At 44.0% G+C, this 24,555-nt stretch carries 23 protein-coding genes; 10 read left to right on the forward strand and 13 right to left on the reverse strand.

The genetic code is table 11. The annotated features are described in order from the left end of the window. Positions 1–80 precede the first annotated feature (80 nt). From R8G66_32900 to R8G66_32940, 9 genes are all read left to right on the forward strand, one after another. Positions 81–1,103 carry a bifunctional oligoribonuclease/PAP phosphatase NrnA gene (locus R8G66_32900; GenBank protein ID MDW3197223.1) on the forward strand — a complete coding sequence of 341 codons (1,023 nt, stop codon included), beginning with the start codon at positions 81–83 and terminating at the stop codon, positions 1,101–1,103. 57 nt (positions 1,104–1,160) lie between these two features. After that, on the forward strand, positions 1,161–2,009 hold the full coding sequence (locus tag R8G66_32905) for an FKBP-type peptidyl-prolyl cis-trans isomerase (protein MDW3197224.1): 849 nt from the start codon (positions 1,161–1,163) through the stop codon (positions 2,007–2,009). A gap of 8 nt (positions 2,010–2,017) precedes the next feature. Further along, positions 2,018–2,623 carry a hypothetical protein gene (locus R8G66_32910; GenBank protein MDW3197225.1) on the forward strand — a complete coding sequence of 202 codons (606 nt, stop codon included), beginning with the start codon at positions 2,018–2,020 and terminating at the stop codon, positions 2,621–2,623. Between the two features lie 8 nt (positions 2,624–2,631). After that, positions 2,632–3,213 (forward strand): RdgB/HAM1 family non-canonical purine NTP pyrophosphatase, encoded by a 582-nt coding sequence (rdgB, locus tag R8G66_32915; protein MDW3197226.1) that lies wholly within the window; start codon positions 2,632–2,634, stop codon positions 3,211–3,213. Positions 3,214–3,244: 31 nt separating this feature from the next. Continuing rightward, positions 3,245–3,868, forward strand: a complete 624-nt coding sequence (locus R8G66_32920; GenBank protein MDW3197227.1) for a uridine kinase — start codon at positions 3,245–3,247, stop codon at positions 3,866–3,868. A 99-nt stretch (positions 3,869–3,967) separates the two neighbouring features. Continuing rightward, the gene (locus tag R8G66_32925; GenBank protein MDW3197228.1) at positions 3,968–4,294 is read left to right on the forward strand and encodes a hypothetical protein; all 327 of its coding nucleotides are present in this window, start codon (positions 3,968–3,970) and stop codon (positions 4,292–4,294) included. 78 nt (positions 4,295–4,372) lie between these two features. Further along, positions 4,373–7,363 carry a protein translocase subunit SecDF gene (gene secDF, locus R8G66_32930; GenBank protein MDW3197229.1) on the forward strand — a complete coding sequence of 997 codons (2,991 nt, stop codon included), beginning with the start codon at positions 4,373–4,375 and terminating at the stop codon, positions 7,361–7,363. 154 nt (positions 7,364–7,517) lie between these two features. Beyond that, complete coding sequence (locus R8G66_32935) at positions 7,518–8,174, forward strand: hypothetical protein (protein ID MDW3197230.1); 657 nt, start codon at positions 7,518–7,520, stop codon at positions 8,172–8,174. A gap of 40 nt (positions 8,175–8,214) precedes the next feature. After that, complete coding sequence (locus tag R8G66_32940; GenBank protein MDW3197231.1) at positions 8,215–8,604, forward strand: SRPBCC domain-containing protein; 390 nt, start codon at positions 8,215–8,217, stop codon at positions 8,602–8,604. Position 8,605: 1 nt separating this feature from the next. On the opposite strand, the gene R8G66_32945 is transcribed toward R8G66_32940, so the two are convergent. From R8G66_32945 to R8G66_32980, 8 genes are all read right to left on the reverse strand, one after another. Next, positions 8,606–10,171 carry an FAD-binding protein gene (locus tag R8G66_32945; GenBank protein MDW3197232.1) on the reverse strand — a complete coding sequence of 522 codons (1,566 nt, stop codon included), beginning with the start codon at positions 10,169–10,171 and terminating at the stop codon, positions 8,606–8,608. A gap of 37 nt (positions 10,172–10,208) precedes the next feature. Beyond that, the gene (locus tag R8G66_32950; protein MDW3197233.1) at positions 10,209–10,511 is read right to left on the reverse strand and encodes a hypothetical protein; all 303 of its coding nucleotides are present in this window, start codon (positions 10,509–10,511) and stop codon (positions 10,209–10,211) included. Between the two features lie 49 nt (positions 10,512–10,560). Continuing rightward, the gene (locus R8G66_32955) at positions 10,561–11,157 is read right to left on the reverse strand and encodes a NifU family protein (GenBank protein ID MDW3197234.1); all 597 of its coding nucleotides are present in this window, start codon (positions 11,155–11,157) and stop codon (positions 10,561–10,563) included. Positions 11,158–11,232: 75 nt separating this feature from the next. Continuing rightward, entirely contained in the window at positions 11,233–12,642 is a 1,410-nt protein-coding gene (locus tag R8G66_32960; protein MDW3197235.1) for a dicarboxylate/amino acid:cation symporter, read from the reverse strand. A gap of 12 nt (positions 12,643–12,654) precedes the next feature. Continuing rightward, complete coding sequence (gene aroC, locus R8G66_32965) at positions 12,655–13,737, reverse strand: chorismate synthase (protein MDW3197236.1); 1,083 nt, start codon at positions 13,735–13,737, stop codon at positions 12,655–12,657. Continuing rightward, the gene (locus R8G66_32970) at positions 13,727–15,844 is read right to left on the reverse strand and encodes a BatD family protein (protein ID MDW3197237.1); all 2,118 of its coding nucleotides are present in this window, start codon (positions 15,842–15,844) and stop codon (positions 13,727–13,729) included. The genes aroC and R8G66_32970 overlap by 11 nt, the downstream gene beginning before the upstream one ends. A gap of 455 nt (positions 15,845–16,299) precedes the next feature. Then, positions 16,300–19,065 (reverse strand): FtsX-like permease family protein, encoded by a 2,766-nt coding sequence (locus tag R8G66_32975; GenBank protein MDW3197238.1) that lies wholly within the window; start codon positions 19,063–19,065, stop codon positions 16,300–16,302. Further along, positions 19,001–19,339: a helix-turn-helix transcriptional regulator gene (locus R8G66_32980; protein MDW3197239.1), complete on the reverse strand. Its 339-nt coding sequence runs from the start codon at positions 19,337–19,339 to the stop codon at positions 19,001–19,003. The genes R8G66_32975 and R8G66_32980 overlap by 65 nt, the downstream gene beginning before the upstream one ends. A 353-nt stretch (positions 19,340–19,692) precedes the next feature. On the opposite strand from R8G66_32980, the gene R8G66_32985 reads away from it, so the two are divergent. Continuing rightward, positions 19,693–20,916 carry a class I SAM-dependent methyltransferase gene (locus R8G66_32985; GenBank protein MDW3197240.1) on the forward strand — a complete coding sequence of 408 codons (1,224 nt, stop codon included), beginning with the start codon at positions 19,693–19,695 and terminating at the stop codon, positions 20,914–20,916. A 108-nt stretch (positions 20,917–21,024) separates the two neighbouring features. Here R8G66_32985 and R8G66_32990 read toward each other — a convergent pair whose 3' ends face one another. The 5 genes from R8G66_32990 to R8G66_33010 are packed head-to-tail and all read right to left on the reverse strand — an operon-like array spanning position 21,025 to position 24,371. Further along, complete coding sequence (locus tag R8G66_32990; GenBank protein MDW3197241.1) at positions 21,025–21,672, reverse strand: hypothetical protein; 648 nt, start codon at positions 21,670–21,672, stop codon at positions 21,025–21,027. A 33-nt stretch (positions 21,673–21,705) separates the two neighbouring features. Continuing rightward, the gene (locus R8G66_32995) at positions 21,706–22,188 is read right to left on the reverse strand and encodes a hypothetical protein (protein MDW3197242.1); all 483 of its coding nucleotides are present in this window, start codon (positions 22,186–22,188) and stop codon (positions 21,706–21,708) included. 33 nt (positions 22,189–22,221) lie between these two features. Then, positions 22,222–23,346 (reverse strand): hypothetical protein, encoded by a 1,125-nt coding sequence (locus R8G66_33000; protein MDW3197243.1) that lies wholly within the window; start codon positions 23,344–23,346, stop codon positions 22,222–22,224. Then, the gene (locus tag R8G66_33005; GenBank protein MDW3197244.1) at positions 23,318–23,821 is read right to left on the reverse strand and encodes a hypothetical protein; all 504 of its coding nucleotides are present in this window, start codon (positions 23,819–23,821) and stop codon (positions 23,318–23,320) included. The genes R8G66_33000 and R8G66_33005 overlap by 29 nt, the downstream gene beginning before the upstream one ends. Continuing rightward, positions 23,814–24,371 carry a sigma-70 family RNA polymerase sigma factor gene (locus R8G66_33010; protein ID MDW3197245.1) on the reverse strand — a complete coding sequence of 186 codons (558 nt, stop codon included), beginning with the start codon at positions 24,369–24,371 and terminating at the stop codon, positions 23,814–23,816. Before R8G66_33010 ends, R8G66_33005 begins: the two co-directional genes overlap by 8 nt. Positions 24,372–24,555: the final 184 nt, after the last annotated feature.

Consider the following 24,555-nt stretch of genomic DNA (forward strand, 5'->3'; position numbering starts at 1 on the left):
TTGTATTTTATCGATTTATTAAGACTTTTGCACGCTCAATAAAAAAACCGCATCCGTCGATTCGGATGCAACAGCTGGTTATGTTTGACATCCCAGGTTTCAAGGAACTCATCAAATCCCCCAAGCGTATTATCATCACCACCCATGCCAATCCAGATGCGGATGCATTAGGGTCTTCTCTTGGATTGTATCATTTACTCCAGGAATTGGGTCATGAGGTTAGGGTGATTACGCCTACTGCTTATCCTCAATTCCTAAATTGGATGCCAGGACAAGAAGACGTGACTATATACGAAAAGGATATACAGGGTGCTGACGATATAATCAATCAGGCTGAAATCATTTTTTGTCTCGATTTTTCGTCTTTGAATCGCATTAAGAAGATGGAATCGATTGTCAGATCATCTGATGCGTCGAAAGTACTGATCGATCACCACCTTGATCCCGAAGATTTCGCTGACTTTTCATTGTGGGATACGGGCGCTGCGGCAACTGCTGAGCTCATCTATGATCTGATCCTGATGCTAGACATGAAGGATAAAATCACCAAAGACATGGCCGAGGTGATCTATGCGGGCATTATGACCGACACGGGTTCATTCAAGCACCCCTCTACCACTGCAAAAGTTCATAGAACGGTAGCGCAACTCATCGACAAAGGCGCAGATGTGAATAAAGTCAATCGTAGTATCTACGATACAAATTCTACCAACCGCCTGCGCTTTATGGGCTATGCTTTCCTTGAAAAACTAGTTGTTAGACCAGAACTGGAAGTCGCATATTTCGTGATCAGTGCGGAGGAGTACAAGCGATTTGAGTTGAAATCCGGAGATACCGAAGGGCTCGTCAATTACGCTTTATCCATTGATGGCATTGTGATGGCCACGATCATTATTGAATATCAGGAAGAAGTAAAACTTTCTTTCAGGTCCACCGGAGATTATGCGGTCAATTCTTTCGCCAGTGAACACTTTAGTGGCGGCGGGCACAAGAACGCTTCCGGAGGCATATCACACATTGGTTTGCAAAAAACCGTTAAAAAATTTGAGGGACTGATTGAGACTTTCACAAAATCCTATTTATTCGCTCCAAATCCGGTATGAGCAGGTACCTTTTAGCATTCAATCACTAAAAATATTCACCAACACCCGATAAAAAACATGAAACGATTCTTATTCTTAGCTGTCGCCCTTACAATCATCCTGGGTGCCTGTTCACAAAGTGGAGACAAATCTGATCTGGGGACAGAGGTGACTTTCGTGACTCGTGGTGAAGGCGATAAACTGATCAGCGGACAAATCATTACGATGACTATGTGGTATGGTATAGATGGTGAAACCATTCGAGAATCCAATGGAAATACCTTGCCCTATCAATATTATGAGGATACGCTCAATATCAATGGAGAATTTGCCAGTGTGCTTGAATTACTTTCCGTAGGGGATAGTGTCCGGTTTACTGTTCCAGCAAAGGACCTGTTCGAGAAAACTTTCCGGCAACCATTGCCGGATACTATTGCTGCTGACAAGGGCATTGAGTGGGCATTGAGTGTTGAAGAGCAATTTACGCTAGAAGAGTATGAAGTGGTTGCCCGACAAAAAGCAAGTGAAGCAGCCAATAAACTTTTAGCTGAGGAAACTGCTGCATTCGAAGCATATTTTGCTTCAGAGAACATAAATACAGTAAAAACAGAGTCTGGTTTGCAATACGTGATTACCGAAAGAGGAAATGGGCCTATACCTGAGGTTGGTCAGCGCATCACGGCGAAATACAAAGGCATGTATTTTAATAACATGGAAAATGTATTTGATCAGGGAGAATATACGTTTCCTTTAGGACAAAGGAATGTAATACCTGGTTGGGATGAAGGGTTCACCTATTTTCCTGTAGGATCTAAAGGCGTATTGTACATTCCAAGTGAGTTGGCTTATGGGCCTTCAGGGCGTAGGCCTATTGGTCCAAATGAGCCATTGGTGTTTGAAGTGGAGTTATTGGAGATTGTCGAATAAATTGACAGATGAGAAGCGTTAAATCATTTTTTCTTTTTGCCATAGGCGCTGGGCTCATGGCGTTGGGCTCGTGTAACATTGGTGACGATTTTGTTGAGCCTGTAGATCCGGATATGCGATTTACGGAGGACCTGGAAGAAATTGCTGATTACCTGGCAGGCCGGGGAATTACCGAATATGACACCACTGAAACGAGCGTGCGATTTGTCGTGCTTGACTCTGGAGACGGGGATACGGTGCGTTTAAATGATTTCGTTGAGATTGACTATTTCGCCACTTTCACAACAGGTTCAGCCATTGTCAGTAGTGTTCAAAACGTGGTAGATACTGCGGCAAATGTGAGTACTGCTTCTCCCATTTTACGATTTACCCACACTGAATCAGGTTGGGCATTTTCGCAAACCCCAGTCATCGGGTTCGATGGGCTTCGGGATGGTATTACTGCCTTGCTAAATCAGGAAGATCCCAGGTTGCGAGTGGGTGGACATGGATTGATCGCCATTCCAAGCCAGGAAATTGTCAACACTTCTCCAAGTGGATTCCCATCTGCGGTCTCTGGCTTCCCTAGCGCCGTACTGATTTATGAATTCTTTGTACAAAATATACGAGAATAATTTTCTAAGTGGAAACGTTGATCATTGCCACACATAATGCGGGCAAAGCTGCTGAGATCAATAGGTTGCTCGAGGGCAAGTATGAGGTGAAGTCGCTTAAGGATCTTGGTTATCATGAAGAGATCGTGGAAGATGGAGACAGCTTCAAGGCCAATGCACTGATCAAAGCACGAACCATTTTCGAAAAGTTTGGGAAGCCTTGTTTTGCAGATGATTCGGGTCTGGAAGTAGATGCCCTCGATGGGGCTCCTGGCGTATATTCGGCTCGATTTGCCGGTGAACCTTCCGATGATACGGCCAATAATCAGCTCTTGCTTGAAAAGCTGGAAGGTAATAGTGATCGACACGCCCAGTTCAGAACGGTCATCGCGTATATCGATGGAGGTGGAAAAGAACAATTCTTTACCGGTATTGCAAGGGGCTCATTGCTTACATCGCTTACCGGAGATCAGGGTTTTGGTTATGACCCATTGTTCCTTCCCGAAGGAGAAACCCGCACATTTGCACAAATGAGCAAGGACGAAAAGAATCGAATATCCCATCGGGGTATCGCGATTAACCATTTGATTTCATACCTTGCCAATCAATAGAAGAAGCTAGTCCAACCTTTCTCAATTCATCGTGAATCAACCTTACATCATTGGCGTATCCGGCGGATCAGGATCTGGAAAAAGTCTTTTCTGCAGCCATTTAAAGGACCGTTTTCCTACGGAATCCATTGATATTTTCGCACTTGACAATTATTATCTTCCTTATGAAGAACAACCGAAGGACGATAATGGAGATGCGAATTTCGATACCCCGAAATCCTTTGATTTGAAACAGCTCAAGCAGGATTTGGCTCAAATCAGATCAGGAGAAAATGTGGAGGTAGAGAAATATGAATACAACATTGATCGTGGGGCTGCAAAGCCAATGGTTACCGTACGTGCGGCACCTATCATATTGTTTGAAGGAATTTTCTCTTGTTATTTCGAAGAATTGACTGATCTGATCGATCTGAAAGTTTATGTAGATGCGCCACTTTGGCTGATGCTTAAGAGGAGGATTCAACGCGATGAGGTGGAACGTGGCTATGGCAATCTGGAAGAGACCCTCGAACGTTATCAAAATCACGTCGCACCAGCGTTTGAACACTACATTGAACCCTTGAGGTATCAGGCGGATTTAGTGGTCCCGAACTTCAATCACTTCGATCGCGCCCTCAATGTGCTCGAGTCATTTTTGAAACATAAGATCCGCTAAAGACGAATAGTGATCCTCAGGTTTTTAGAGTTTCTGGCATTGCGTTATCTTTGCGTTTCCAAAATGAAGAGTGCTCCTTCACATATCACCTCAAATCCCTTGATTAAGGTTTTTGTTTTGCTCATCGCTTGTGGTGTATTGATGATCGCAGGATCAACTTATGCGCACGAGACACAAGCAATAACCAAAACAGAACAAGGGACAGATGGAGAGGAAGAGTCTGACGATGGATTGAAGTTTTCTATCCATCAGGCGGTAACCCATACCGTTCAGGTCTCTGTAGCTTTTCAAAGCTTTTTGATTGTTGTTCTTCCTGAATTAAATGAAGTAAAATTCGAGGAAGGCGCTTCCAATGGGCTGCCTTTGGTAAATGCTAAACAGATCAGGGTCCTGTTTAGGTTGATCATATCCCCGAACGCACCCTAGGCTGCTATCTACTGCCGGACGTGGCGGTGAACACGATTCAATTCACCACTTTCAATTTATTTAAGAAAAACATTACCAATGAAAAATAAAGGTTTTGTGGTCTTTTTGACCATATTGATCTCGCTTTTATGCGTGTATTATTTGTCGTTCACTTTTGTGGCACAGTCCATCCAAAAGGATGCAACTGCGAGTGCTACTGATAATAACGGCAATGTAGCATTTGCCGAAAAACAACGCTACCTCGATTCTGTATGGAACGAGCCCGTATACAATCTCCTGAATATTGAATATACCTATGAAGACATCAAAGAAACCGAACTTAACCTCGGTCTTGACCTTCAGGGTGGGATGTATGTGGTACTGGAAGTTTCTCCGGTCGATATCCTCAAAGGGTTGAGTGGAAACAATCCAGATGCTACGTTCCAACAAGCATTGACCGATGCGAAAAGAAACATTCGCGGAACTCAAATCAATTACGTAGATGAATTTTACCGGGTATTTCAGGAGCTTTCTCCTGGGACGAGCCTTTCAAGTATGTTCTCTACAGCCGCTAACCGAGGTAGAATCAGTGGCAACAGTTCTGATGGCGAAATTCTGGAGATCATCAATACTGAGGTTGATGGCGCTATTGATCGTTCATTCGAGATCCTGAGAACCAGGGTTGACCGTTTCGGTACTTCACAGCCTTCTATCCAGAGATTGCAGGGAACCAACCGTATCCAGATTGAGCTACCTGGTGTAGATAACCCGGAGCGAGTTAGAAAACTGTTGCAAGGTGTAGCAAAGCTTGAGTTTTGGGAAGTATACGAGTTCAATGAGATCACCGATGTGCTGTCAAGAATCAATTCACTCATTGTTGCGGAACGTCAGGCTGCTGGCATTAGTGGTAGCGATCTGGATACAGAGGATGCGGCAAGTGCCAATGATGATCTTTCTGCCTTGCTTACGGACGAGGGAGATAGTGATTCTTCAGCACTGGCAGATGGTGATTCTTCTACCATCAATGAGGATTCTTTGAACCTGGCTAATCAGACTTCTGAAATTTTCAGCCTGATGCAGAGTCAGTATGGCGCGCTGACCTACTTCCAAAAGGATACGGCTAAGATCAACCGTATTTTGCAACGTGATGACGTGAAGGCCTTGATCCCTCCAACGATGAAATTCCTTTGGGAAGTGAAAGCCAAGCGCTTGGGAGATGATTTCAATGATGATAAAGTACTGGAGCTTTATGTGATCAAGCAATCTCGTTCCGGTCGAGCACCCCTTACTGGTGAAACCGTCACAGATGCGAGACAAGACCTGGATGAGTATTCCAGACCTGCTATTTCAATGCAAATGAATGCCAATGGGGCCAGAACCTGGAAGCGATTGACTGCTGCCAACATTGGTAGAAGAATCGCAATTGTATTGGATGATTATGTGTATTCCGCTCCAGGCGTACAAGGTGAAATCCCTAATGGAAACTCTTCTATCTCCGGAAACTTCACCATCGAAGAAGCACAAGACTTGGCCAACATTTTGAAGGCTGGTGCGCTTCCAGCTCCAACCACCATCGTAGAAGATGCAGTGATCGGACCTACACTGGGTAAAGTGGCCCAAAAGCAAGGAATTAATTCCATTGTTGCCGGACTTATTGTTGTGATCATCTTCATGGTGATCTATTATGCCAAAGGAGGATTGATTGCCAATGTGGCCTTGTTCTTCAACATCTTCTTCATTCTTGGAATTTTGGCCCAGTTGAGTGCATCCTTTACGCTGCCTGGTGCAGCAGGTATTGTACTGACTATTGGTATGGCGATTGATGCCAACGTACTGATCTTTGAAAGGATCAAAGAAGAGCGTAGAAATAGTGCAGGCTGGAAACAAGCCATCAGCTCTGGATACAAAAAGGCATATTGGTCTATTTTCGATGCGAACGTAACGACATTCATTACAGGTCTCCTGCTTTATGTTTTGGGACAAGGTCCGGTGAAAGGTTTTGCAATCACATTGATGATCGGTATCGTATGTTCATTCTTTAGTGCGGTATTCATTACCCGTGTAATTGTAGAAGCATTCTCTAAGAAAGGAGATAAGAGCACCATCTCATTTGCCAATGCTTTCTCGAGAAATGCACTGACCCAATTGAACTTCAACTTCCTGGGCAAGAGAAAGTTTGCTTACCTGTTTAGTATGATCTTCATCGGAATCGGTATCGTTGCCATGCTGACTAAAGGATTGACTTTAGGTGTAGATTTCCAGGGAGGACGTTCTTATGTAGTTTCTTTCAATCAGCCAGTGGTGCCTTCAGAATTGAAAGTGGGACTTCAGAGTGCATTCGATAACCAGGGAACGGAAGTCAAGACTTTCGGAGCGAACAACGTACTAAAAGTAACTACAACCTATCAGATCGATGATGAATCCGATGCTGCTGATGAGCAAGTAAGAGCGGCCTTGATCAGCGGAATTGAGTCATTCACCGGTCAACAATATAGTTCGAAAGATGATGGTGTAGACGATACGCACTTTACCATTTCAAGTTCTTCTAAGGTGAGTGCGACCATTGCGGATGACATCAAGAATTCATCTTATAAATCCGGGCTTTTCGCCTTGATCTGTATATTCCTTTACATTTTCGTTCGATTCCGCAAGTGGCAGTTTGGCGTGGGTGCAATCATCGCCCTTTTCCACGATACCATGTTTGTCCTTTCGGCTTTTGCAATCGCGAATGTGTTGGGTATCTCTTTCGAAGCAGATCAGGTATTTGTCGCGGCGATCCTGACCATCATCGGTTATTCGATCAACGATACGGTGGTAGTGTTTGACCGTATTCGTGAAAACCTGGCCACTAAGACAGGTTCAGAGCTTCAGGCGGTTTTCAATGAGTCCTTGAACAATACGATTTCACGTACCTTGATCACGTCTGTAACCACGTTGATCGTGGTGATCATTTTGTTTATTTTCGGAGGTGCTGCTCTGGCTTCATTCTCCTTTGCAATGATCATCGGTATCCTGATCGGTACCTACTCATCTATTTACATTGCTACTCCGATAGCTATGGATTTGAGTGTGAAAAAAGGAATATCATAAGACGATCCATTAATATCAAGAAAGCCGTGTTTTTCGACACGGCTTTTTTTATGCCTCACAAAATTTATGTTAACTTGGTCTCACCTGTAAGAGGCATTTTTTGTGGAGCATTCGTATGGACGAACAACCTAACCGCGGCTTATATTATTCTGGAATGTTGGCTTTCATTTTTCTGTTGGCCTTTGTTCTAACGATCACTGTATTCAAGGAGAAGAAAGTTGCAGGTCAATTTAATTCTTCCAAGCAATCGAAGGAAAAGCCAAAGGAAACCCAAACGCTTGCAAAGGAAGTTCCTGTAGAGGATCAGGAAGAAGCCCCAAACTCGGGAAATGATCCTGGTGATGCCGATGCCCTGGATTTTGAAGATACTGCGATTAAAACAGCATCCTCGCCGATTTCATTTGAAACCATGCTGCAACGACGTGCGGATAGCATTCGGGCGAGTTTGTCTGACGGGAAACGAAGGACAGATGTGATCCTGCGGTATTATCCACATTTACCTGACGGAAAGATTGTCTATTCTTTGAGTGACCTGGGCTTTTATCTCCATGAAAGACCGACAGAGATCAATCAATTAGAGCAACCTACTAATGCCTTGTTTTATGGTGACAATGTGCCCCTGGCAGACATCCAAATGGTAGCATATGAATTGATCAATCGTGGTGTTAAGATCCGCCAGATTAAAATGTCTCGCTTTCACGATGATTGGAAAGCAAACTCGATCGAAATAGGTTCTGAGCCCAGCGCCGAGCAGCAATCCGTATTGCAACTGGATGACATTCAAAACTTCAGGAAGGCTAACGGAGAGTAAATCACATTTCTCTGTATCTTTATTGTATTAAGTCAGGCCTATGGAATTCACGATAGAAACGACCATTCCCGCTCCTCCCGGAAAAGTATACTTAGCTTGGTTGGACAGTGACCAGCATAGTTCAATGACCGGAGGTAGCGCCTTGATCACCGAAGATGAGGGAGATAAATTTTCGACCTGGGACGGATATATCTGGGGAACCAACATGGAACTCAAGCCCGGAGAATACATCAAACAGACCTGGCGAACCAGTGAGTTTGCAGATGATCAGCCCCATTCCATTGTAGAGATCTACTTTGAAGAGGATGATGAAGGCACCACGCTATTGAAGATCCACCATTCTCAACTCACCGAGGAGGACATCAAATACAAGCAAGGTTGGGAGGATCATTATTTCACGCCCATGCATGAATATTTTTCTAGTATATAGCCTATATACTATTTCTGAGATTGTGTAGAGCTTCGGCACATCGTTCACCATCCATTGCTGCGCTGACGATTCCACCTGCATATCCTGCACCTTCACCACATGGAAACAACCCTTTGATCTGTGGGTGCTCCAGGGTTTCTTTATCCCTTGGAATTCGAATTGGGGAGGAGCTTCTACTTTCTACCCCAACTATTTGGGCTTCGTTGGTCAGATAGCCGTGCATTTTCTTGCCAAATGCTTTAAATCCCTGTCTCAATCGACTAGCAATAAACGGAGGTAGTACCTCATGTATGTCGACCGATTGCAATCCGGGTTGGTAAGAAGTATCGTTCAACGAAGTGGAGGTGGACTTTTGAACAAAATCCGCCAGTCGCTGGGCGGGTGCAGTTTGGGTCTTTCCTCCAAATTCCCAGGCCGTTTGCTCAATAGATTGTTGAAATTTCAACATGGCCAACTCACCATGATTATGAAATTCAGGGACATCTTCCAATTCAACCGCCGCTACGATTCCAGAATTGGCATATTTACTATCCCTACGAGAAGGACTCATGCCATTGACCACTACTTCTCCTGGAGCCGTAGCTGCAGGAACGATGAATCCCCCGGGGCACATACAAAATGAGAAGACACCTCGTTCTATTCCTTTGAATTGCGTCTGATTGACCAGCGAATAGGCCGCAGCTGGGAGATAATCACCTCGAAGATCACAATGGTATTGGATGCTATCGATCAGCGGTTGTGGATGCTCTACACGCACACCAAGGGCGAAAGGCTTGGCTTCAATTGAGATTTGTTTCAGCTGCAGCAGCTCGAAGATATCTCGGGCTGAATGGCCAGTAGCAAGAATTACTCCCTTGCCTGTCAGGTCGTATTGATCGTTTACACGTACTCCTTTGATCTCGTCATTCTCTACGAGGAAATCGGTCACTTTTGAATCGAAATGTACCTCACCGCCCCATTCCAGAATGGCTTCACGCAGCGCGGTGACGATCTTTGGGAGTTTATTGGTACCAATGTGCGGATGTGCTTCGAAAAGGATCTCTTCCGTAGCGCCATGGGCCACCAAAATTTCGAATACCCTTCGAATGCTGCCTCGTTTCTTTGAACGCGTGTAAAGTTTACCGTCTGAATAGGTACCAGCGCCGCCTTCACCAAAGCAATAATTAGATTCGGAGTTTACGACATGGTGTTTGTTGATAGCGGCCAAATCCCTCCGTCGTGCTTGCACGTCTTTTCCCCTCTCCAGCACAATAGGCTTCATGCCCAGTTCGATGGCCTTTAGGGCAGCAAATAAGCCGGCAGGACCAGCTCCCACGATGATGATGGGATATTCGCTTACTACAGATCGTTGAGGAGGTCGGTATTCTACGAAATCAACGGTAAACGGCTGTTCGCTGATCTCTACTTCCAGATTTACCTTGACTTGTTTCCGACGTGCATCAACACTTCGCCGCGTGATGCGATGGTATTGTCCTTTGGAAAGATGTCCGGCTCTTATTAGCCAGGATTGTAAATTGGCTTCATCAAACCCGAGCTCAGGCTTGAGTACAAATTGGTGTCGCTTCATATTTATTGAAGAATGACCAGTTCTGTAAAATTGTGGATTATTTTAATCCTTTTTCTAATGCCCGAACACGGGTATTGAGATTTTCAAACTTTTGATCAGCAATCTGATCTTTGACTTGATAGACATCCATCAAGTCAGATACTACCTGCTGAAGGCGTGAAATAGCATTAGAATTCTTATTCTGCAATTTTTCAATCCGGTCAAGCCTTTTTTCACTTGCCGCTATTCTTTTTTCGCTTGCAGTCTCCATTCGGTCCATACGCTTTTGCGCACGTTCGAATCTTCGATCTTGCTCTCTGAATATCTCTGCTATTTCTGCTCTGAATTGATTCTCATCCATAGTAATTCATTTAGAAGTTTTGTTACGGATGATAAATCTAATTAAAATATCACACTCCTTCAGCCTCTACTTCCTGTACTTCGGGAACCATTCTTTTCAGAAGGTTTTCGATTCCGGCTTTCAGAGTAACCGTAGAAGAAGGGCATCCTGAGCAAGAACCTTGCAACTGTACTTTCACTTTGCCGTCATTGAAAGAATGGAAGGAAATGGCTCCGCCATCCATCTCAACAGCAGGTTTGATGTACTCGTCAAGAATGTTGATGATTTTAGTTTCCAGATCTTCTTCACCACCAATAGGAGGCATTGCTGGCTGCTCCTTTTTAGCTTCCGAAGCTTTGGTCAACAAAGGTTCACCCGATTCCAAATAAGATTTTATAAAGCTTTGGATCTCTCCTTTCACCTCATACCAATCTGTTTCTTCGTCCTTGGTAACTGTGATGAAGTTGCTCATATAAAATACCCCCTGGACATAGGGGAATTCAAACAACTTGGCTGCCAATGGTGCATTTTCAGTTGTTTCTTTGGTTCGGAAATCCTCGCTGGTGCCTTCTGGCATCAACATGTAATTCGCTACAAACTTCAGCGAATTGGGGTTAGGATTTGATTCCGTATATATATTGACCATTTGAGGGGTAGACGATTCCATAGTTCTTCCTTTTGTTAGAATAAATGCAAAACTCGGAGAATAGTTCTAAAAAATGAAAAAGCCTGCAAAAAATGGCTATTCCATGTCTCCTAATTCACCTTCGCTGCTAGCAACCAAAGTAGATACGGTTGCATCGCCAGTTACGTTTACTACGGTTCTACACATGTCCAGAATTCGATCAACCGGGAATATGATCGCAATCCAGGCAGGATTCAGGCCTACAGATTCCAGAACGATGATCATCAAAACCAGTCCGGCGCTTGGAATCGCTGCAGCACCAATAGAGGCCAATGTAGCGGTGAAGATGATGACCAGTTGTTGCGCGATGGTAAGGTCCACCATATGTAGCTGGGCCATGGAAATCACCGCAACTGCCTGATAAAGGCTGGTTCCATCCATGTTAACCGTAGCACCGATAGGAAGCACGAAACTCGTTACTTTCTCCGGGACTTTTACGTTGTTGTGCATACAATCCATGGTCACAGGCAATGTTGCTACAGAAGAAGAGGTAGAAAAGGCAGTGATCTGTGCATCTCGGATACCTTTCAGAAATTTCAAATACTTGACTTTCTTGATCAAAGTGGAAATAACCGTAGGATAGAAGATGAATGCCATGATGGCTAACCCAAAGACCAGTACCAATGAGTATTGTAACAGGAAGGAAAGTAATTCGAAGAACTTATCAGGATCCGTACCCGCAGCTTTCACAATTTGACCAGCCATGAGGGCAAATACGAAAATCGGCATGGCTTGCATCACCATCATCACCATTTTCACAAAGGCTTCATTCAAGCCGTCAATGACTGAAAAAACTGGTTTACTTTTTTCTTCCGGCATGGCCACAAGCACTATACCGAAGAATACGGCGAAAAAGATGATCTGTAACATGGACATGTCGACCAGAGAAGCAAATATGTTAGATGGCACCAGATCCACTACCGGTTGTAGTGGTCCCTGATCTTTCGCATTTTCCGCCTTATTGAGCTTATCTTCAACCCATTCGTTTTTTGCAACTCGGCCTTCTTTCTCTACCACTCTCGCAACAAGGTCTTTATTTTCCGGTTCACACGAAAGGCAGATATCATCCAGTTTGGGAACACCAGGCGTGCTTTTTTGCCACAGCTCATAGCTTACACGAAACTCTTTGCGTGTGTCTTCATCGACGCGAGTCCCTGGCTTGTACACATTCACGATTAAGAGCCCGACAACCACAGCAATCATGGTAGTGGTCAGGTACAGTCCCAGTGTTTTGGCACCGATTCGACCTAGCTTTCTGATGTCTTTAAGCGAAGCAACGCCCGAGATGATGGAAAACAACACCAGCGGTACTGCGATCATTTTCAGAATATTGATGAAGATGTCCCCCAAAGGTTTGACGTAATCGAGGGTGAACTGGTTCCAGCCGAATTTTACTGAGAGAAACGCGTAAACGGTCCCCAGCAAAAGACCAATGATCACCTTGATGTGCAATGGAAGTTTCTTCATTCTGATTTTTGTTTAGTCGTGTAATTTATTCGTTCTGCTGATTAAATAGAAATCAGCAATGACCAATGCCGCCATGGCTTCCACGATCGGGACAGCACGTGGGACAACACAAGGATCGTGTCTGCCTTTTCCACTTACGGTAACCTCATTGCCTTCCTGATCTACACTGCTTTGGTCTTGCATCAGGGTAGCTACAGGCTTGAAAGCCACATTAAAATAGATATCCTCGCCATTGGAGATACCGCCTTGTACCCCGCCTGAGTAATTCGTGCGGGTACGGATGTGGTCTCCGTCTTTGTAGAATTCATCGTTATGTTCGGAACCTCTTTTTTTGACGCCCTCGAAACCACTGCCATATTCAAAGCCTTTCACCGCGTTGATGCTCAACATGGCCTTGCCCAATTCTGCGTGCAGCTTATCAAAAACTGGCTCCCCTAGTCCTACAGGAACTCCTCGTATGACACCAGTAATGATCCCGCCAACTGTGTCCCGGCTTTTTCGGACTTCATCAATGTATTCAAACATTTGATCTGCAGTTTCCGGATCGGGACATCTCACGGCATTCGAATCGATCAAAGACAGGTCCAGGTCCTGATAAGACTTCTCCAATTTCAAATCCCCAACTTGTGACACGAAAGAATGGCTTACTACGCCAAGTTCTTTCAACATGAGCTTGGCGATGGCTCCTGCAGCAACTCGCGCCGCTGTTTCCCGGGCTGAACTACGCCCGCCTCCACGGTAGTCACGAATGCCGTACTTTTCCTGATAAGTATAATCAGCATGTGAAGGCCGAAACTTTTCAGCAATATGCGAATAGTCTTTGCTTTTCTGGTCTTTGTTGCGGATGACCATTGAAATAGGTGTTCCCGTGGTTTTACCTTCGAAAACACCGGAAAGGATCTCTACCTCATCCTCCTCTTTTCGTTGCGTGGTGATCTTAGACTGGCCTGGCTTTCGCCGGGCCAATTCATTTTGAATGAAATCCTCATCTACTGAAACGCCAGCGGGACATCCGTCTAAAATGACGCCAATGCCTTTTCCGTGCGATTCGCCAAAAGTGGTAATCCGAAAGAGATTACCAAAGCTATTTCCCATATCCAAACTTGTAAATGCGAGCGTAATTCTCCTTGTTGTCGTAGAAAATTTTTGATTGTGCTACGAAAGGAAAAATCGTAGCGAAAATAGCATGTTTGTCATCGATTTTCTGAAGTTGACAAACTTTTGAAAACAGGAGATAAGTGTAATAAATGTTGACTATAGGGATGAACGCCAACAGTAATTCTGTGATAAAGTGCTTATCGGTGATTTTACATAAAATGTAAAGGTTTTTAAAAGGGATGATTGCATCCCATTTGGAATAACCTTGTCTTACAAAAAAATGCCCCAGGGCATGGATCTGAATCAGTATGAAAGCAAATAACAGATGACCGATAAAGGTGAAAATAAAAGTGTTGGACCAGTCATATTGTGTCATGCTTCCGGTAATGAGTCCATTGATCAGTGTGGCTATAAAAATCGAGATGAAGTTGTAAAAGAACATGTCTCCGGCGACGATGTAACGCTTACTTCTGAACAGCAATCTACCTAAAACAATGATTGTTGCCACAGCCATGAGGATCATCAAAAAGAACTGTAAGAGTTCAACATCGAACGGTAATACCAGTAGTGCGGAATTAATCACCACATGAATGCCAATCAATAAAGCCAGCGCTTTGACTATTTGAATGTTATTTGACTCGACGAATTGAGCAAATCCATCTCTAATTTCGTTTCTTCGAAAAACGGTTAAAATCACCAGGACGACTATGATCAACGCGTTGGTTAAATATTTCATCAACTCATCTCCCGAAACACTGGCGAGTGCATTCTCCTCATACTGGATCTGGTCATAAAAGCTGCCCAGGTCGCTGGAAGAGATATATTCATTTTTGCGACTTTCTCCACTTACATTCACCACCAGTTCTGAACGTAGTGTATCGTATTGTTCTTTGTCCGGATCAAAGTAGATCCATTGCATGTAGTCTCCCAGGTTATAGGTCCCTGGTTCATTAGGAATGCCATAAAAATTAAAGGCTTTTGTTCCGGAAACCAGGTTCTGGGCCCTTCGAACATCTTGTTGGATGTTGGGCTCATAAAAATCAAATTGGCCATCTTCCGGAATGCGTGGCGCTTCTACTGAACTGATGTTGCCTATCCCTCGGACCTTGAATTGATAATTGAAGCTTTCTCCTGTTTTTAGCGCTTTGTTCGAAATGTTCTCGGTCAGGTCAAACGTTCCAACTGAAACGCTTTCTCTTAACGGGTGTGGAGGCAATGGAACTACTTCAACTGTCTTTGGCTTGGAATAGAACGTTTCAAAGTCCTCTTGTCGATTTCTGCCAAAGAAGCTTGGGTTCTTGGCCACTTTGTATTTGATCAATTTCAAACCAACAGATTCAAATTCGATGGGTTCTTCGTTAAGAGGATAGTAAGCCGCCTGAAAGATTTTGTACTGCGTGTATGGTTTGCCATTCAACGTGACTGGCTGCCCATTAATGTTATCAATGTTAAAATTTTCTTCCCAGCAGTTCTCAGGTTTGATCTGCTTGACGATTTCCGTGATTTGTTTGCCCAATTCATAGAACCGCATGTCTGCACGATTGGACTCGGCTACGTAAAAGGCAAGTGTGGTGGTGAAACCTTCACCGACGTACACTTCTTTTTTATCAGTTGTCAGGGCGAGGAAGGCTTCCGCCTGCACATCTACAAATTCTTGTTGTTGACTGGGCTGCCTACGTCGATTAAAGAAGTCAAAGGGGTCAAAAGCGTCGGAGTTGTTACGTTGAGATCGTTGCGCTGCGGGGCCTACGGTAACGGTGGTCCCTTGAACCTCATAATTTTTCCCATTCACAGCGATAGTAAAGTCCGGAATGTTGAAGGTGCCTTCTTTCGTAGGCTGATAGTTTTGGATGATACTCTGAGAGGAGGTCATTTTCCCGTTGATGAAGCTGGTAGAGGTACTGGAAGAGGTACCTCGCTTCAAAAAACCGTCAATCTCGGGAAAAGGGCTGTAATTTTTTAGTCGCTCATTCTCAATTGTAAGTGTTATTGTAAACACCTGATTAACTGCTACTTCGTCGCCTCCGTATTTCACAGAAACTTCCTGCGCGGAAGCAGTGATAACGATTGAAATGAACCACAGGCAACTTAATATTGACTTCATCGTTATAGGTTTGAATAAACAATAACCGTAACCGAACTTGTGTGGAATGGTAAAATTCCTTAACTTTTAGGATACGATTCTAACACAAATGAACGCCAAATTTACGGTATGAGATAATGAGTTAACAAAATTTCACTTGAATGTTGGAGTACTTTAAAACTATCCTCTCAAAGGTGAGTTTTGATGTGAACCTTTTTGAGAAAGAATTGAAGAAAGCAATTCGCTCATTGGTTGCAGATGATATCACTGAATTGAGAGACTGGTGCTACGAAACTTTCGGGCACTTGTACCAAGGTATTTTAAATCAATGTTTTACTCTAAAACTAAAAGAATAAGGCCCTGAATAGGGCCTTTCCTTTTTTAACTCTCAATCATTTTTGGCAAAATCCCCCTTTTAAGGGGGTGGTCGAAGACCGGGGGATTTACAACCCATCAATTCTTAAATCAAATAATTCCTACTCATCCTTCAAACAAAGCACAGGATTAACCGTGGAAGCCTTAAATGTCTGGTAAGAAATCGCAACTAAAGTAAGCAGCAACGTAAGGAACAAAGGTGCCACGATGACCCAAACCGAGATATTGATCCGATAAGCAAACACTTCGAGCCAATCTGACATCAGAAAATACGCGATTGGTAAAGAAATAACAAAGGCTAACAGAATCAAGACAATGAATCGATTGCCGATCAGATACATGATCTTTCCTGTATCGGCACCCAATACTTTTCTGATCCCGATTTCCTTTATTTTCGTCTCGATAATGAATCCCACCATACCAATGAGACCCAGACAGGCAATCAGAATCGCGATAAAGGTAAAGACCTTCAGCATGTTGCTCAATTTCTGTTCTTGTTCGTATTGATCTTTGAAAGATTCATCTACAAATTGATATCTCACGGATCTCTCCGGCTCAAATTGTGTCCAGATGTCTTCAATGGATCTAAGCGTACTTTGTAAGTCCTGCGTATTCATTTTGAGTGAAATTCTTCTTGGATTGGCGGCTTTCAGCATCACCATGGGAACAATCGGGCTTTTGATCGATTCAAAATTGAAATCTTCGACCACTCCCTGGATACGACCGACCTTGAATCTTTGTCCATTGTATGGCCCATAACTAAGTCGTTTACCTATTGCTTCTTCTGGTTTCAGGTATCCTAGTCTTTCTGCGGCAGTTCGATTAATGATGTAGTAGCCGATGCTATCACGGTCCATGCTTTGGTCTTTTCGAAAGTCTTCTCCGGCAATCAGGTCGATTTCAAATGTCTTATTGAAGTCTTCATCTACTCTGATGAATGGCAATCTAAAGCCTGTGCTTACAGCAGAATCACCTTTGAAGACTCGTGCACCCATACTATCGGAAAGTCGACCTGTAGGGATTCTAGACGAATATGTGGCACTCTCCACTGCAGGTAAACGCAGCAATTCATTTTTGAAGACCTCCAGATCATTGATGTTCCTGGATAAGAAAACTTCAAGGATTTGTTCCCGACGAAAACCAGGATCATTGCTGTTGATGAATCGCATCTGAGATTCAATTACCAGTATGGCGAAGATCAAAGAAATGGTCACAGCAAATTGAAAGGTCACCAGCCAGGAACGGAAATTCCATTTTTTTGCATTGAGTGATTGTTCTCCTTTCAATGCCTGGATGAGGTTGATCTTTGCCAGAAAGGCTGCAGGATAAGAACCAGCGATGAATCCAATACCGATGACTACAGCTACAACTATGAGTAGCAATTCTCCCTCAAATAGCAGATCAAATGACATCTTTTTCACCAGAAAGTCATTGACATACGGCAGGCACAAGTAAGCAAGGGCTAAGGCGATAGGCAATGAGATCAAAGTGATCAAAGAAGACTCGGTTAGAAATTGCTTGATTAAAGTTGCCTTACGGGCTCCAATGGCTTTTCGAACGCCAACTTCCTTCATGCGTCTGGAATAATGTGAAGTAGCCAGGTTCATATAATTGATGCAAGCGACCAGTAACAATAAGATGCCCACCACAGAGAAGATAAAAACTTGCTGAATGTCTCCGTTGGTTTCATACTCTCCTTCCAAATTGGAATGTAAGTGGATATCGAACAGCGGCTGGAATTCAAAGGCGAAAAAGTCACGAGCCTCCCGGCCGTTGCTCATCTTTCCAATGTATTTATCAAAAAATTCCACGGTCAGGCTTTCCATCTCAGGAAGTTGGACGTTAGGGTCGAGCAAAACATAAGTCAGCCAGTTATAATTTCCCCCGACATTGTTCATCGCATCTTGTCCGAACATTTGTTCCAGGAAGCGAAGAGGCGCCAGATAGTCGAAATGAAAATGCTGTTGCTCTGGCATGGTCTCCATGACCCCCGTGATGGTAAAAGGTGCTTTTTGGCCCCTGCCTGATAATTCGATGGTTTTCCCCAGGATGTCCTGATCCCGCCAGTCGCTACCAAACATTTTTATGGCCATTTCTTCGCTAAGGACCAGAGAAAAGATGTCCTCAAAAGCGGTGTTGGGATCACCGATAATGAATGGGAAAGTGAACATGTCGAATACATCATCATCCGCGAAAACGACCTGTTGTGAAGGCAGCTTACGATTATCAATGGTGAGATCCGGAAATGCCCAGCAATAGAATCTGGTAGCGTGAGTAATGGCGGCATAGTCTTCTTTCAATCGTTCCGCATGTCCTGCAGATGCGAAGGCCCAGTGCCGTGAAATCGAGCCACTGTTATCAAAGTTTTTTACCGTGACCCGATAGATCTGCTCGCCTTTCTCATGATTGCGATCATAAGAGAATTCGTCTTTGACAAAAATGCTAATGAGCAGGAATGCCGTTAGGCCCGTAGTGAGACCGATGACATTGATGGCCGTGCTTGACTTGTATTTCCACAAGTTTCTCAGACCGATTTTGAGATAGTTTCTAAACATGGTAGTTGAGTTTTCGACGGGCTTTACCGGATCGGGTTTTTTCATCATTGCCGGCCTGAATAGCCGCAGCACCTGATACCGATACCATTGGTTCGCCCATGTGATTGACCTTTGATTTTTCTGTAATTCGAATTCCTCCGCGAGATCGCCCTGGATGTCTTCCAGGTAATCCGGATGAAGAAACCACTTCAAAAAGCGTGTGGTATATTTTGGTGTATTTGACCTTGAGGGTTTCAGCACTCGATGTTTAAGTCCAGGAAAAGTCGAAGGACATTTTTGGAACCGCACTCCATAATTCTGAGCGAATATCACGCGTATGTTCCAGTGCTTTTACACCCATGCGCGTTACTTTGAAATATCGCTTGCGCTTTCCACCCCGGACAGCCGTAGCCTCTCCAAATGCGGACTCCAGATAGCCCTTTTTCTCCATGCGTCGCAAAGCCGTTTGGAGTGCACTCACGCTTACTTTTCGTTGTGCTCGCTGCTCTATTTCATGCCGGATCGTCACTCCGTATGCGTCATCCTGAAGGATAGCTACGGTCAGCAAAACGATCTCTTCAAATTCACCTAATTGGTAAGGTTTCATAACCACTACTATTAAATACCTAAATGTAAATTTAATATAAAAAACCTAAATGTAAATATTATGACTAGGGTGCTCGCTTTTCAACTACACAAAATCTCCAATCGGAGCCGTCAATCCCGTCGTACCCGGATTGGTGCCCAAAGGCCATTATACTAAAAAAAGGACCGTCATTGCGTGCATGTGAAGCAATCTCAGATACGGTTTCAAAGCAGCAGCACGAAATAGACTGCTTCAATTCTTCGCAATGACGAATCTTAGTTTAATGGCATTGGGGAACTGTAGGGATGACGATTGGCTTAATTGGTCAGCTCTTTCTTTGATGTAAGATTGCAGTGTGCACTAAACTTGCACTTATGGACACCAGCGATTTTGAGTTGATCACTTCCGAAGAAGGCCAGGCATTTCTACAAGCCCATGAGCATTCTGACCCCAATCAACTGGTCCTAAACCCACCTAAAAAAGATTATCCAGAGGTTTCGAAAAATATCCGGCTCTTTGTTGATCAATTGATCAGTCAAAAAAAGGCGGTCAAGAAATTACCTTCCTGGAAGGCTACTCCCGGACTTGTTTATCCGCCACCACTTTCGTTAGAGCAATCCTCATCTGAGGAAACTGCTACGTACAAAAAGGAACTGATCCGGGGGAAAACCCTGGTCGACTTGACCGGAGGTATGGGGATTGATTGCATGGCGCTTTCTGAGAATTTTGAGGAAACTCATTATGTAGAAAAGAATCCTGATCTCTGTGCAGTGTTTATCCACAATGCTAAACAATTGGGAAAAGAAGCCATTCATGTTAATCATACAGAAGCATCGGACTTCCTTGCTCGAAGGAAAGCTCAAGCAGGCACTTGTTTTTACTTCGATCCTGCAAGAAGAGGAGAGAACAACAGCAAAGTATTCAAACTGACCGATTGTGAACCAGATGCTTCACAACTGGTCCCGAGAATCCTAGAGAAAGGAGCTACATCGTTGATCAAAACTTCACCCATGTTGGATGTGGACCTGGCATTGTCTGAACTTACCAACGTGAAGGAAGTGCATTTGGTGGCAGTCAAAAATGAGTTGAAAGAAGTGCTCTATTTGATCCAACCAGATTGGGAGGAGGAGCCAAGCATGATAGCTGTAAATCTGGCAAGGGATAAGCAAGAATTCAATTTTCGGAAGTCGGAGGAAGCGAATGCTGATTCAACCATAGGATCAGTCCAAAATTGGCTTTATGAACCAAATGTGGCCGTCATGAAAGCTGGTGCTTATAAGTTGATTGGACAGCAATTTGGATTGACAAAGCTGGACGTCAATAGTCATCTCTACACTTCTAAGGAACTGGTTCCAGGATTTCCGGGAAGAATATTTGAAGTGATTGAGGAAATGACGAAAAGCAATTTGAAAAAGCTATTGCCGGATCAAAAAGCGAATATCATCACACGTAATTATCCGTTAACTCCGGATCAGCTCAAGAAGAAATATAAACTGAAAGATGGTGGTGAGTACTTCGTGATTGGTATGCGATCGTTAGGCAAACCTTTGCTTCTTCTTTGTAAGCAAATTGAAAAAAACGTCATTCTCGAAAAATGAACTTTAAGTTTATTAACGAAGAGCATTTTATTGGGAATCTCGCAGCGCTTGTGAGTAATGGATTTATGTGATTTAGCTTAAAGCGCTAAGGATGTTTTTTTTTGTATTTCAGAACCTTCCTACCCTGATCGAGAGCACGCCGGTCAATCCTGTCATGTCATCATTGGAGACATTCACCAATTCCAATCCTGTTACCCAACGATAGCTGACTCCAGTAGCCACGCGCAAGTAAGAGGTAATGTTAAATTCCAATTGAGCTGCGGGTTCGATGACAAAGAAGGTGGAACTCTCCACGGTAAACTGATTGTCGTTCAGGCCCTGATCAAAAAAGTCATCGTCAGAGACATCCAGATTTCCTGCTCCAAAAGTGATGGGCAGACTGATGTGCACCACTTCTTTTCCCAGAATGGTCCCACCTACCACTACACCGCCATAGCCTCCATACAAAGTCAGACGTTTTTCCGTATTAGGTCCGGGAACAATGCCGTCCATAGAAGGCTGCGTGGCAAGTCCGTAGGCAGCAATGCCCAGGAAATAAGAACGGTTGATGATCACCCCGCCAGATCCGCCTACGAGTAAGGTACGTTCGCTGATGATGTCAGCAACTTTTAGGTCGATCCCACCAAAACCTTCGATTTGATTGTTTTTACTAAGCAGGGATTTGACCTCCTTTGGATCATTGACGTCTTCGTAGCGTTGGGCCTGTACATGCGCCACAGCCAAGAAGCAGACAATTCCCGTAATTATTTGTCTCATTTAGATTGGTTTGATGCGTTGGGATGATCTGGTCTAAAAAATGTATTTAAACGAAATAGCAGAATCCCAGAACCTGCCATTTGTATATCGCATACCGATAAAACTGAAATAAGGTTTCAAATCAAAGGAAATAGTGATTGGTACACTTAACCAACGGTACTCGATTCCTAACAGCGCATCTGCGCCCATGACAAAGAAGGTCCGTTCCCTAAAGACAAATTCTGGCGGATCGAATGAAACCAATGCCTTGCTGAATCGATCGTAATTTTCATAGCCCACGTGCGCTCCTACACCGTAATACACGAAGAAATTTTCATTGAAAGAAAACTCCATGGGCTTATGGAAGGTGTAGAGGGTAGTCAGCTGTAATCCATCTTTTCGACCACTCAACATCACCTCGATGGCTTCCTCTTCAATCATGAATTTTTTGAAGGTTAATCCGGCGGTATGTCCTAACCGAACACCGGCAGACTGTTCATACATGGACTGTGCCATGGCCGTTGACGACCACAGCATCAATGAAATAAGGCAAATACGGGCTAGCATCCTTTAATCGCGGCTGGTGAATATGGGTACCTCACTAATGGCTACAATAATTTTGCCATTGTTGGCTTTCACATTCATGGTACTGATGTCTGTGTTGGTATTTCCTACGGTTCCACTGAGCGTTACTTGCTCATCTTCCAGTTCTTCTCGTTGCAATGTCAGCATGCTATTGGGTAAAAACATGCTTTCTTCAGGACCCGAAATTTTCGCCTGGATATAAGAAGATTGATCAATCACCAAATTAATGTCTGTTGATTTTCCAGTGATCGTCACTTCGTCAAAATCATTAGCAATACCATTGAGATAAATATCCCCGTAGCTGAAGTCCAGCCGAGCGGTGATGGCCAGGGTAGCCAGGTTGAGGTCCGTAAAGGAGCCATCCCCATGGATATTTTTCACCTTATCCAGATAGAATTTATCGTTGCGGGAATTGAACTTCAAGGTGTTGCCTTTTTTGACGGAAATCTCAGACGAGCTCGATTCGAAAAACAATTCATCCGCTTCATCGAGCTTGAATTCTGATCCTCTTAAGCTGATCTCACCTTCTTTGATGTAGTCAAAGGTCACTTTGCCAAAGCTGTGTTTCAAGTCAATTTGATTGTTGATGCGATTGCCTCTGATGTCACCATGGGCCAGCGTCAGATCTACCACACCTTCCATTTGTGCCAGGTACACATTTCCATAACGGTTATCAATGGAAAGGGCCACATCTGCCGGCATCCAGATCTCATAATCCACCGTGAATTTCTGATTGCTGAAAAGAGAATTAGACACGTCACTTACTTCCCCAACTAATTCACTTAGCATGCCGCCTTTTTTCTCAATTTCCGTTTCCGCAGCAACCAGATTGCCGATTTTTCGGAGGTCAATATCTACGCGCCGCATGGCCTTATTCACCGCATATTCGTTCTTGCCGCGGGCCTCAACATTTACTTTGATGCGAACTGAGTCCTTGTACCAGGTTTGGATGATCACTTCACCATATTTATTGGTCACTTCTACTTTGTCACCCGGATTCAAGGCAAACAACTGGTCATATTCCTTGTCTACACGCACCTGGCAGGTTGCGCAGAAAGCAACGAGTACCAGAATGATCGTACTATAGATTTGTCGGCTCCACTTGCTCATGCTCATCTTGATCTAATTCTTCCAATATTTTTTCCAGGATCTTCAATTTCAGGCGATAGTTGTCGATCATCGCTGCTACCACTTCTTCATTGTCCACATCGTCCTTCAGATCCTTTTCTAACTCTTCGAAGGCCACATCCATGGCTTCCAGGTCAGCAAACAACTCCTCGTCATCTACCAAAGACTTCACCAAAGAGATCTTGCCATCTACCATTTGCTGGTAGTAGTTTTTGGCTTCCATGATCTCGGAAGAGTAAGCCGTCTCCACTTGATTGGGTTGGATCACTGATACTCCAAACATCGCCACCAGCAAAACAGAAGCGGCGACATAAAGCCATGGCTTCAGCCGCTGTGATTTCGTTTTGATCGGTTGAATTTTGGAAGCGATCTCATCCCAAGCTGCTTCTTCATCGAAAGGAAATACCTCGAATTCAGAGCGATTGGCGTCGACGTGTCTTTTTAATGGATCAGACATATTGTTGCTGTTGATCTGCTAATTGATTCCTGATGCGAGCTTTGGCTTTGCAATATTGCGCCTTGCTCGCTGATTCGGTAATGGACAAGATCTGAGCGATCTCTTTGTGATCATACCCCTCAAACAAATAGAGATTGAGGACCGTGCGGCACCCATCTGGTAACGTGTCCACGGCCTCCATTATTCTACCCGCTTTGAATTCGGTGTAATCAAAATTATCGTCATCATCGTCCATCGGGTCGATACCCTCCTTCAGTTCAGTGGTCATAATCCGGCGTTTCCGGATAGCATTGATGCAATTATTGGTCACAATGCGCTTGATCCACAGACTAAAAGTATTCACCTCCCGCAAGGAAGGCAGTTTTTGAAAAGCATCAATGAACGATTCCTGCAGGATGTCCCGCGCTTCCTCGTCATCCCCAAGCATACGTCGACAAATATTGTACATGGCCTTAGCATAGAGCTTATACAGCTCCGCCTGGGCGGTCTGATCGCCCTGCTGACTCAGCACAATTAGGTGTCGGTGGATATGTTGGTATTCGCTTTTCACCTCAGTAAACACAACAAAGACAGGAGAAAAAACGGAAGGTTTCCCGGAATTTGAAAAAAAGTTTTTCGAAGATAGTAGTAATCTGGTTACTCCAGTAATCAGATTAATGGAAGACAGCTCTCCTGATGTTGCAGTCTCTGAAATATTCCTTACTCAGCGGGAACCAAGCCAGCGTTGGATGGAC

Source organism: Cytophagales bacterium (genome assembly GCA_033344775.1).
Taxonomy (GTDB): domain Bacteria; phylum Bacteroidota; class Bacteroidia; order Cytophagales; family Cyclobacteriaceae; genus JAWPMT01.

Bases quoted from the DNA above. Each gene is read 5' to 3' on its own strand.
- R8G66_32905 (MDW3197224.1), top strand. From the start codon at position 1,161: ATGAAACGATTCTTATTCTTAGCTGTCGCCCTTACAATCATCCTGGGT.
- R8G66_32910 (MDW3197225.1), top strand. From the start codon at position 2,018: ATGAGAAGCGTTAAATCATTTTTTCTTTTTGCCATAGGCGCTGGGCTC.
- R8G66_32950 (MDW3197233.1), bottom strand. From the start codon at position 10,511: ATGGATGAGAATCAATTCAGAGCAGAAATAGCAGAGATATTCAGAGAG.
- R8G66_32955 (MDW3197234.1), bottom strand. From the start codon at position 11,157: ATGGAATCGTCTACCCCTCAAATGGTCAATATATATACGGAATCAAAT.
- R8G66_32985 (MDW3197240.1), top strand. From the start codon at position 19,693: ATGGACACCAGCGATTTTGAGTTGATCACTTCCGAAGAAGGCCAGGCA.
- R8G66_32960 (MDW3197235.1), bottom strand. From the start codon at position 12,642: ATGAAGAAACTTCCATTGCACATCAAGGTGATCATTGGTCTTTTGCTG.
- R8G66_32935 (MDW3197230.1), top strand. From the start codon at position 7,518: ATGTTGGCTTTCATTTTTCTGTTGGCCTTTGTTCTAACGATCACTGTA.
- R8G66_32970 (MDW3197237.1), bottom strand. From the start codon at position 15,844: ATGAAGTCAATATTAAGTTGCCTGTGGTTCATTTCAATCGTTATCACT.
- R8G66_32900 (MDW3197223.1), top strand. From the start codon at position 81: ATGTTTGACATCCCAGGTTTCAAGGAACTCATCAAATCCCCCAAGCGT.
- R8G66_32945 (MDW3197232.1), bottom strand. From the start codon at position 10,171: ATGAAGCGACACCAATTTGTACTCAAGCCTGAGCTCGGGTTTGATGAA.
- R8G66_33005 (MDW3197244.1), bottom strand. From the start codon at position 23,821: ATGTCTGATCCATTAAAAAGACACGTCGACGCCAATCGCTCTGAATTC.
- R8G66_32940 (MDW3197231.1), top strand. From the start codon at position 8,215: ATGGAATTCACGATAGAAACGACCATTCCCGCTCCTCCCGGAAAAGTA.
- R8G66_32995 (MDW3197242.1), bottom strand. From the start codon at position 22,188: ATGCTGTGGTCGTCAACGGCCATGGCACAGTCCATGTATGAACAGTCT.
- R8G66_32980 (MDW3197239.1), bottom strand. From the start codon at position 19,339: ATGAAACCTTACCAATTAGGTGAATTTGAAGAGATCGTTTTGCTGACC.
- R8G66_33000 (MDW3197243.1), bottom strand. From the start codon at position 23,346: ATGAGCAAGTGGAGCCGACAAATCTATAGTACGATCATTCTGGTACTC.
- aroC (MDW3197236.1), bottom strand. From the start codon at position 13,737: ATGGGAAATAGCTTTGGTAATCTCTTTCGGATTACCACTTTTGGCGAA.
- R8G66_32990 (MDW3197241.1), bottom strand. From the start codon at position 21,672: ATGAGACAAATAATTACGGGAATTGTCTGCTTCTTGGCTGTGGCGCAT.
- secDF (MDW3197229.1), top strand. From the start codon at position 4,373: ATGAAAAATAAAGGTTTTGTGGTCTTTTTGACCATATTGATCTCGCTT.